The organism is Colwellia sp. BRX8-4 (genome assembly GCF_014077345.1).
GTDB lineage: Bacteria > Pseudomonadota > Gammaproteobacteria > Enterobacterales > Alteromonadaceae > Colwellia_A.
On record NZ_JACGVS010000051.1, the window covers coordinates 1 to 2,367 of the forward strand.

Sequence of the window (2,367 nt, forward strand, 5' to 3'; positions counted from 1 at the left end):
GTAAGCGCACAATTAAGCAGTGCGCTTAGCTATAATCGAAGTCTAGCTGCACATTCCACGGCATTAAATCTGTTAAATCATCATCGTCACTTTGACGTGCGGGCAATGTTTTGAATAAATACTGGAAGTAATAATAGGGGTTAATGTCATTGGCTCGGCACGTCATGACGATACTATAAAGTGTCGCACTTGCCTGTGCACCATTGACTGATTTTGAAAATAACCAGTTTTTCCTGCCAGTTGTAAACGGCCGGATATCTCGTTCTGTAATATTGTTATCAATCCCTAAATGACCATCTTCAATGTATCTAATCAGTTTATGCCACTGGTTGAGATTGTATTTTATCGCTTTGCCAATATAACTCCCCCCAGTCACTTTATCACTGGCTTCATCAAGCCATGCTTTAAATTGCATTAAAATTGGTAGGGCTTTTTCTTGTCGTAGTCGATAACGCGCTTGTGGGGATAGTTTTTTGTTTTTGGCTTGTGTTTCTAGTTTGTATAATTGACTGATAAAGCTAATGGCTTTATGGGCACGACCTTTATTTTTCGACTCTGCTTTTAAGGCTTCATCATATTTACGTCTGGCGTGTGCCCAACAGCCCACAGGAATAACGCCTTCAATACCGTCATAAACACTGTAACCATCGCATTGTAAATATCCTTGATAACCGTCGAGGAATATTTCTGCACAAGCACGACTACGACCTGCTTGATAGTCGTAAATAACCACAGGCTGTTTACTGACTTCATTACTGCGATAGACCCACATTTGTGAATTGCTACTTGGGTTTTCACCTTCATCTAGAACTTGTACACGTGTTTCATCCGCGCATAAGCTGTGCTCACCAAGCAAGTGAGCCTGCATTGCTTTCACTAATGGCTTAATGAGGTTGCCAGCTTTAATGCACCAATTGGCTAGCGTTCCTCTGGATATGCGTAAACCACCGCGTTCAAAAATATCAACTAAACGATAAAGTGGTAGTGCATCGCAGTATTTAGCGGTAACGACTGCCGATAAGGCTTCGGGACTCGCCATGCTGCCAGGAATTGGCTGGGCGGGTTTAGGGGCCGTGATGATTTTACTCGTTAGCGCTTCATGCTCACAGTGCCGGCAAGCGTATTTAAATTGCTTGTGTTTTATCACACTGATTTTGGCCGGAATGATTTTAATTTGTTCGCTATCTTCACTACCACAGTGGTGCATTTGTTCACCGCAACACGTACAAGCTAACTCGGTTAAGGTGTGCGCAACCTCTTCTCGCTCAAAGTGCTCGGCTAGCGATTGTTTACCTTTTTTATGATGTTTAGGAGGCTCATTCGTTTTATGTTGCTCGGCTTCATTGAAGGTGCCTCGGGGGGCTTTTTCACTTTTTCGACCGTACTTTTGTGACTTACTTAACTTTAATTCGGCAAGTAGATGGTCAATACGCGTTTGCATTTCGACTTTATCTTCTTTGAACGCTTCTTTTTCTGTTTGCCAAGACTGTTTTTCTGTTTCTAAAGCATCAATCTGCGCTTGCATTTGGGCAAGTTGATTTTGCAGGGTGAGGAGTTGTGTGTCATCTGTCATTTTTATAGCATGACACACTGGCAAGATCGTACAAGAGGGGAAAAGTGATCGTAATGGGTTATATCACAGACAAACCTGATAATGTTGAATGCCGAGTCTGGCTCGTCACAGGTAAGCCTGATAATAACCATTGAAGTTGCCGTTGCTCAATGCTTATTGCAGCACACGCTTCGCCGTATTTTGGCCATTGAAACCGTCCTTGCTCTAAGCGACGATAATAAAGCCAAAAACCATTAGTATCCCAAAATAATATTTTTAATTTATCGCGCTGTTTATTACAAAAAACAAACCAAGCTTGGCTCAAAGGATCGAGTGATAAAGTATCGCTGACAATAATGCTAAGACCATTGATTGATTTTCTCATGTCAGTAAAACCCGTGACCAAGTAGACTTGGCTAGGAGAGTGCATTACAACACACTCAATAATTGCGTTAAGCTATGATGACTTAAGGTTGACTCAAAATCTAATTGGTAGCCACTGGGCGTGGTGAGTTTAATCATGGAAGATTGTGTAAAAGGCTGTTCATGAATAACAAACGGGATCACCTGTTGCTGTTTTACTGGTGCAGCTTTATCTGATAGGCGGTGACGCCACGCATAAAAGGTGGACACATTAATCTTGTTGTCACGGCAAAATTCAATGATAGTTAAGCCACTTCGTTCTTGCTGTTCAAAAATGTTTTGCCAGTGTTTGATTTTTTGCTGTTTATTCATAATTACCTCATGTTAATTTACTAAGATAATTATGCGCAGGCTCGATTAATATTGGTATGTGGGGCTAATTACGCGCTTAC

General features: G+C 41.5%; 3 protein-coding genes. All 3 read right to left on the reverse strand.

Features of this window, described 5'->3' with window-relative positions:
• Positions 1-25 precede the first annotated feature (25 nt).
• The 3 genes from tnpC to tnpA are packed head-to-tail and all read right to left on the reverse strand — an operon-like array spanning position 26 to position 2,287.
• A complete protein-coding gene (gene tnpC / locus H4J56_RS19275) occupies positions 26-1,573 on the reverse strand; it encodes an IS66 family transposase (RefSeq protein WP_182259812.1) in 1,548 nt (515 codons plus the stop codon).
• A gap of 58 nt (positions 1,574-1,631) precedes the next feature.
• Complete coding sequence (gene tnpB, locus H4J56_RS19280; protein WP_259368211.1) at positions 1,632-1,982, reverse strand: IS66 family insertion sequence element accessory protein TnpB; 351 nt, start codon at positions 1,980-1,982, stop codon at positions 1,632-1,634.
• Positions 1,982-2,287, reverse strand: coding sequence for an IS66 family insertion sequence element accessory protein TnpA (gene tnpA / locus H4J56_RS19285; RefSeq protein ID WP_182259814.1), 306 nt, complete (start codon positions 2,285-2,287; stop codon positions 1,982-1,984). The genes tnpB and tnpA overlap by 1 nt, the downstream gene beginning before the upstream one ends.
• Positions 2,288-2,367 lie beyond the last annotated feature (80 nt).